Annotated in this window: 6 protein-coding genes; 5 read left to right on the forward strand and 1 reads right to left on the reverse strand. The window is 72.0% G+C overall.

Translation table 11 applies throughout. The features are described 5' to 3' along the window. Positions 1–7: 7 nt before the first annotated feature. The 4 genes from E1267_RS24250 to pgfA all read left to right on the forward strand — a co-directional run bounded on the left by E1267_RS24250 (position 8) and on the right by pgfA (position 4,821). On the forward strand, positions 8–1,177 hold the full coding sequence (locus tag E1267_RS24250) for an ABC transporter permease (RefSeq protein WP_132335246.1): 1,170 nt from the start codon (positions 8–10) through the stop codon (positions 1,175–1,177). Further along, complete coding sequence (locus tag E1267_RS24255; RefSeq protein WP_220449652.1) at positions 1,174–2,328, forward strand: ABC transporter permease; 1,155 nt, start codon at positions 1,174–1,176, stop codon at positions 2,326–2,328. Before E1267_RS24250 ends, E1267_RS24255 begins: the two co-directional genes overlap by 4 nt. A 5-nt stretch (positions 2,329–2,333) precedes the next feature. Next, complete coding sequence (locus E1267_RS24260) at positions 2,334–3,746, forward strand: carboxyl transferase domain-containing protein (protein WP_246064211.1); 1,413 nt, start codon at positions 2,334–2,336, stop codon at positions 3,744–3,746. Positions 3,747–3,906: 160 nt separating this feature from the next. Further along, a complete protein-coding gene (gene pgfA / locus E1267_RS24265) occupies positions 3,907–4,821 on the forward strand; it encodes a cell envelope lipid trafficking protein PgfA (protein WP_132335248.1) in 915 nt (304 codons plus the stop codon). A gap of 20 nt (positions 4,822–4,841) precedes the next feature. Here pgfA and E1267_RS24270 read toward each other — a convergent pair whose 3' ends face one another. Further along, entirely contained in the window at positions 4,842–6,203 is a 1,362-nt protein-coding gene (locus E1267_RS24270; protein ID WP_132335250.1) for a carotenoid oxygenase family protein, read from the reverse strand. 226 nt (positions 6,204–6,429) lie between these two features. Between E1267_RS24270 and E1267_RS24275 the strand changes: the two genes are divergently transcribed. Then, positions 6,430–7,114: nitronate monooxygenase (locus tag E1267_RS24275; RefSeq protein ID WP_132335252.1), on the forward strand; the 685-nt coding region annotated here is incomplete at its 3' end.

Consider the following 7,114-nt stretch of genomic DNA (forward strand, 5'->3'; position numbering starts at 1 on the left):
CTGTGCGATGCGGATCATCCTCGTCATGAGCGGCCGGGAGCTGGTCGCGCGGCTGCGCGACTGGACGGCGCTGCTGGTCGTCCTGGTGGCGCCGGTGGTGCTGGCCTCGCTGTTCAGCTTCGCGCTGGGACGCGCCGACCCGGTGGCCGGCGGCGTGCTCGGCGTGGTGGACCTGGACGGCAGCGAGTTGTCCGCCTTCGTCATCGACGAGGTCGCCGGCTCGCCCGAAGTCGCGGCCTCGGTCGACCTGCGCAGGCTGCCCACCGAGGAGGCGGCCGAGCAGGCGCTCAGGGACGGCGACGTCGAAGCGGCGGTGATCTTCCCGCGCGACTTCGGGGCCACCGTGCAGCGGTCGGGCGGGCAGTCGCTGACGATCCTCACCCCGGCCGAGGGCGCGCGAGGCGGCATCGCGGCCAGGGGTGTGGTGGAGCGGGTCTCCGCCGAGGTGTACGCCGTCACGCTGGCCGCCCGGGTGGCCGTGGCCACCGGCCTCCCGGCGGACGAGGCGAGGTCGGAGGCCGAACGCGATCATGCGCGACAACCAGGGCTGACGCTGGACGAGCACGTGATGCCCGGTGGTTCCGCCGTCGCGGCGGCCTACTACGGGCCGGGCATGGCGCTGCTCTTCGGCTTCTTCGCGGTGGCCGTGGCCGCGCGCAGCCTCCTCGCCGAGCGGCGGCTCGGCACGCTGGCGCGGACGCGGGCGGCGCCCGTCGCCGCGCTGGCGGTGGTGGCCGCCAAGGGGCTGGTGGGCTTCCTGTTCGCGCTGCTCGGCATGCTCGCCACCTGGGGTTCGTCGGTGCTGCTTTTCGGCGCCGACTGGGGTGACCCGCTGGGCGTGGTGCTCCTGTTCACGGTGTTCGCGCTGGCGGCGACCGGCCTCACGATGGCGCTGGTCTCCGGGCCGCGCACCGGCGGCGAGGCGGAGGGCTCGCTGCTCGTGCTCGCCTTCACCTTCGCCGTGCTCGGCGGAAATCTGATCAATCTGTACCGGATGCCGGAGTACATGCAGTGGGTCTCGTTGCTGACCCCGAACGGGTGGGCCACGCGCGGGTTCTCCATCCTCACCACGGGCGGAGGGCTCAGCGACCTCGGAGGCCCGCTCCTGGCCCTGGCGGTCATCGCGGTCGGTTTCGCGGCGGTCGTCGCCGTGCGCTTCAGGAAGGGGCTCACGTGAGCCGTCTGGCAGCCGTGCACGTCCTGTCCGCGCTGGTCGCGGCCAACCTGCGGCGGCAGGGGCGTGACCGCATCGGGCTCTTCTTCATGGTGATCCTGCCGTTCGTCATCATCGTCGTCGTCGGGCTGGCACTGGGCGGGCACGCCGGGGACGGGCAGCGGCTGCGGTTGGGCCTGGTCGTCGAGGGCGCGGGCTCGGGAGAGCTGGTCGCTCGCTTCGCCGAGCATCCCGAGCTGACCGTGGTCCGCGTTGCCGGGGTGGCCGAGCTGCGGCGCCAGATCGGGCAGGGCTCCCTGGTGGCCGGCCTGGTGCTGCCGGAAGGGGTCGGCGACGGTGCCGTGCGGCTGCCGTTCTACCTGGTGGACGGCAGCGGCGAGGCGGCGGTCGTACGCAACAACGTGCACGCCGTGCTCGGCCGGTACGGTGCGCTGGCCGGTGCGGAGCGGATGGCGGGGCGGCTCGGCGCCTCGCCCGCGCAGGTGGACCTCGTGGTGGCCCGGACGGACCCGATCTTCTCCGACGTGCGCGTGGTCCCGGGAGCCGAGACGTTGCGGCTCGGGTTCGCCTACACCGCCCCGGCCAACCTCGTGCTCTTCACCTTCATCAACTCGGCGGCGGTCGCGGGCGCGCTGGTGGAGACGCGGCGGCTGGGCATCAGCCGCCGGAGCCTGGCCGCGCCTGTGCGGCCATGGGTGCTGCTGGCCGGCGAGGTGCTCAGCCGCTATGTGATCGCCCTGCTCCAGGCGCTGCTCGTGGTGGTGGTGACGGCCTTGCTGTTCGGGGTGGAGTGGGGGCCGCCCGCCGGCGTGCTGCTGGTGGTGGCGGCCTTCTGCCTGGTCTCGACGGGGGTCGCCATGCTGGTGGGCGGCCTGGCCGGGACCGGGATGCAGGCTGCGGCGCTGGGGCCGCCGATCGGCATCGTGCTCGGCATGCTCGGCGGCTGCATGTGGCCGCTGCTCATCGTGCCGCCGCTGTTGCGGGACGCCGGGCACGTCTTCCCGCACGCCTGGGCCATGGACGCGCTGCTGGCGTTGCCGCAACGGGGTCTCGACGGTGCCATGACGCCCGTCGCCGTGCTGCTGGCCATGGGGGTCGCGGTCACGGCGGTTTCGCTCCACCTGTTCCGGCGCTCGGTCCTGCGAACGAGGTAGAGGACGTGTCGACCTCCGACGGCCCTGAGGACCGGAGCCCTGACGCGCCGGCCGACCCGCGCGACCCGGTGGGTCGCCTGGCCGGGCTGTTGAATCCCGGCTCGATGCGCCTGCTTGGATCAGGCTCGGGCGACGTCGTGGTGGCGTGGGGGCGGGCCGGCGACGTCCCGGCCGTGGCGTTCTGCTGCGACGCCAGGGTGCAGGGCGGGGCGCTGGGCGGTGAAGGGTGCGAGCAGATCGTCCGCGCCTACGACCTGGCGCTGCGCGAACGGCTGCCGATCATCGGCGTGTGGCACTCGGGCGGCGCCCGGCTGACGGAGGGTGTCGGGTCCCTGCACGGGGTGGGTCAGGTCTTCGCGGCGATGACCCGCGCGTCGGGAGTCGTGCCGCAGGTGTCCGTGGTGGTCGGGCCCGCCGCCGGCGGGGCGGCGTACGGTCCCGCGCTGACCGACGTGGTGGTGATGGCTGCCTCGGGAAGGTTGTTCGTCACCGGCCCCGACGTGGTGGAGAGCGTCACGGGGGAGCGGCTGGACATGGAGGCGCTCGGCGGGCCCGAGCAGCACGGCACCCGCAGCGGCGTGGCCCACGTGGTGGCCGCCACCGAGGAGGCCGCCTATCGGGAGGCGCGCCGCCTGGCCACGCTGCTCGCACGCCAGGGCCTGATCCGGACGGACGCCGTGGACGCGGACCTGTCGGGCATGCTGCCCGTCTCACCGCGGCGCGCGTACGATGTCCGGCCGCTGGTCGTACGCCTGCTGGACGAGCCGGGCGTGGAACTGCACCCCCGGTGGGCGCCGAACATCGTCACCACGCTGGGCAGGTTCGCCGGGCGGACGGTGGGCGTGGTGGCCAACAATCCCGTGCGCCTGGGTGGCTGCCTGGACGCCCTGTCGGCCGACAAGGCCGCGCGGTTCGTGCGTATGTGCGACGCGTTCGGCGTGCCGCTGGTCGTGCTGGTGGACGTGCCCGGCTATCTGCCCGGGGCCAGGCAGGAGCACGAGGGTGTGGTGCGGCGCGGGGCCAAGCTGGTGCACGCCTTCGCCGAGTGCACGGTGCCGCGCGTCACCGTGATCACCCGTAAGGCGTACGGGGGCGCGTACATCGCGATGAACTCCCGGGCGCTCGGCGCGACCCGGGTGCTGGCCTGGCCCGGCGCGGAGATCGGGGTGATGAGCGCGACCGCGGCGGTGCGCGTGCTCGGGCGGCGCCGGCTGGCGGAGGCGCCCGAGCACGAGCGAGCCTCGCTGGAGGCGAGGCTCGCGGCGGAGCACGCCGAGCGGGCCGGTGGACTGGGCCGGGCGCTCGAACTGGGCGTGGTGGACGAGATCGTCGAACCGGCGAAGACCCGGGGTGCGGTCCGGCGTGCGCTCGCGGAGGCTCGGCCGGGTCGTGGCGCGCACCGCAACATTCCGTTATGACAACAGTCGGTAGAACCTGTTCCGATTGTTACGGGGAAGTGGCTGCGATGTCATGGCGGCAGATGCTACTTTCCGGTAGCGATCATGTGACTGAGTCTCAACCGTGGTTCGCCGTTCGGGGACGACTGTTGTTCAGACCCGACCGTCAGGAGGTCTCTGAATGGGACGCACACCGGTCCTCGTCCTTGTCGCCATGGCCTCGTTCCTGCTCATGTCGGCGGGCCTGACCCGGTTCTGGGTGGCCGACAAGGTCCTCGTGTCGCCCGCCGACCAGTACCAGGAGAGCGAGCTGGAGGCCAAGGACGCCCAGTACTTCTCCGTCGCCGAGGGCAAGGTGGTGACCGCCGACCTGAGGATGATCGTCACCACCCGTGGCGACGTGGCGCAGGCCACCGACTCACGCGTGGTGTGGGACGAGTTCAGCGTGGTGGACGACGTCACCCACAAGAGGCAGATCGACATCTCCGAGCGCCGCAGCGCGTTCGACCGGCGCACCGGCGTCGGCGTCACCTGCTGCGGGACCAGGGTCAACGAGGAGCCGGTGGAGCTGGAGGGGCAGATCTACCTCTACCCGATCGGAGTGGAGAAGAAGGCCTACAAGTTCTACAACCAGACGGCCAAGGGCGCCTTCGAGGCCACCTTCGTCGGCGAGGACACCGTCAACGGGTTGCCCGTCTACAAGTTCCAGCAGAAGGTGCCGCCGACCAGGATCGACACGGTCAACCTTCCCGGGTCGTTCGTCGGCCTCGACGAGGAGGGCGAGGTCAAGCTCGACCGATGGTACGAGAGCGTCGACACCCACTACGTGGAGCCCATGACCGGCGGCGTGGTCAAGCAGGACATCAGCCGCAACGAGACGTTCAAGACCCAGGACGGCGTCGAACGGAGCAAGGCCCTGGTCGCCGACGTCACGTTCACCCCGGAGACGGTGGAGGAACTGGTGGGCAAGGCCACCGCCGCCAAGAACCAGATCACGCTGCTCAAGGTGACCATCCCGGTGGTGTTGCTGGTGCTCGGGCTGCTGGCGATCGTCGCCGCGCTCCTCTTGTCCCGCTTGCGGCCGCGGAACGCCTGACGGCGGGGCTCGCCTGCTGCTCAGTCGGCGATCCAGCTCCCGTGGAAGCCCAAGGGGATCCGGGCCGGCAGGTGGATCGTGGCGACGGGCTCGCCGGTGAAGTCCTGCCCGGACAGGATCACCAGGTCGGCCGCTCCCCTGGCCGGATTGTTGACGAAGGACAGCACGTAGCCGTCGTCCTCGGCCTCACCTGAGGCGACGAACAGTGGCTCGCCCACGTACGCGCCCCGCCCGACCTGCCGCGCCTCCTGCGTGCCGCGCTGCAGGTCGTGCTTGATGAGCAGGTTGTCGAACGCCTCGTCGGGCAGGTCCTCCGGCTCGGCGTCGGTGGGGTAGATCGCGTCGTACAGGTCGGCGGTGGCCGAGGTGTAGCCGTAGCGGTAGGGGCGGCCGGTGCGGCGCTCGTCCATGCGCGGGAACTCCTGCGGCCGGTCGTCCAGCCGCGTCTCGGAGACCTTGCCCGAGCCGACGTCGATCCGCCACCGGTCGAGCGTGGGCGCTCCGCCCCGGTCCAGCTGCGCGCGCACGAACCGCTTCGGGTAGCGGACCACGTCGACGACCACCTCGTCACCGTCGTCGTAGGCGTTGAGCGTGTGGAACACCCAGCACGGCTCCACCTCGAACCACCGCACCTCGCCTGTCGCCCGGGAGAGCAGGCCCAGCCGGGCGGCGTGGGCGTCGTTCCACGCGTACGGCAGCGGGGCGCCCCTCGCGGCGCGGGCCATGCTGAACGTCACGGGCAGGTCGTAGATCACGACGTACCGTTCGGTGAGGGCGAAGTCGTGCACCATGGGCGCGTCGGCGATCGGGACGTGGCGCACCTGCGTCACCGTGCCCTGGAGATCGATCACGAGGTGCTGGTGGTGCTCCCAGCCGTAGAAGTAGGCCACGGCGTGCAGTTCGCCGGTGGCCGGGTCGGCGTGCGTGTGGGCGGCGAAGCCGCCGGGGAGGCCGCCGTCGAAGTCGCACGGTCCGATGGTGTCGAGCTCGTAGCTCAGCTCGTACGGCAGCGCGCCCGCCTCGACGGTGGCGAACGTGCGTCCGGCCAGCCCGATGACGTGGGTGTTGGCCGCGAAGTCCATGCCGGCGTGGACGGGCCCGGGCCTGGGCTGCTCGCCGAGCCGGCGGGCGACCTCGGCGTTGCGCACCCAGCGGTTGCGGTACCACTCGGCGCGGCCGTCGCGCAGCCGCACGCCATGGATCATGCCCTCGCCCACGAACAGGCGGGTGGCGCTCAGGTCGCCGAGGCTGAGCGGATTGGGGCCGTTGCGGAGATAGCGGCCGTTGAGCTCGGCCGGGATGCGGCCGGTGACATCAAGGCCGTAGGCGGTGACCTCCTCGGTCACCGGAGCCAGCGCGCCTGCGAAGGGGGTCGTGGCCACGGTGTGTTCCTCTCGTCCAGCGGAAGCGGGTGCGCACGGGGAACGGGCGGCGCCGGGTGGCACCGCGCGCCTCGGACGGGTGGGAGGAATCCGTGGACGTCGTTGCCACACTTGTACGACGGTCTCCGCCGCGCGTCAATGGCCGGCTGTCCCGGTGCGGGACAGAGCGAAGATTCTAGAGTAGAACGCGTTGCAGTTTGTGGAACCTCCGGCTTATCGTCGGCTCATGCGGACACGGGTCACGGACATGTTCGGAATCGACCTCCCCATCTTTGCCTTCAGCCACTGCAGGGACGTGGTGGCCGCCGTCAGCCGCGCGGGCGGCATGGGGGTGCTGGGGGCGCTCTACTTCACGCCGGAAGAGCTCGAGATGGAGCTCAAGTGGATCGACGACCACGTGGACGGCAGGCCGTACGGTGTGGACGTCGTCATGCCGGCGTCGTACGAGGGCGCGGACTTCGCCCCCGAGGAACTGGTCGGCCGCCTCCAGTCGATGATCCCCGACGGGCACCGCGCGTTCGTGGAGGGTCTGCTGTCCAGGCACGGCGTGCCGCCGCTGTCCTCGGACGCCGACCCGGGGCGCGTGCTGCTCGGCTGGACGGACGCCACGGCCAGGCCGCAGGTCGAGGTGGCCCTGCGGCACCCGATCGCGCTGCTGGCCAACGCGCTCGGCCCGCCGCCCGCCGACGTGGTGGACCTCGCCCACGCGCGGGGCGTCAAGGTCGCCGCGCTCGCCTCGACGCCCCGCCACGCGCTCAAGCAGGTGGACGTCGGCGTGGACGTCGTCGTCGCCCAGGGGACGGAGGCCGGCGGGCACACCGGTGAGATCTCCACGATGGTGCTGATCCCGCAGGTGGTGGACGCCGTGGACGTGCCCGTCCTGGCGGCGGGCGGCATCGGGAACGGCCGCC

Source organism: Nonomuraea longispora (genome assembly GCF_004348345.1).
Lineage (GTDB): Bacteria > Actinomycetota > Actinomycetes > Streptosporangiales > Streptosporangiaceae > Nonomuraea > Nonomuraea longispora.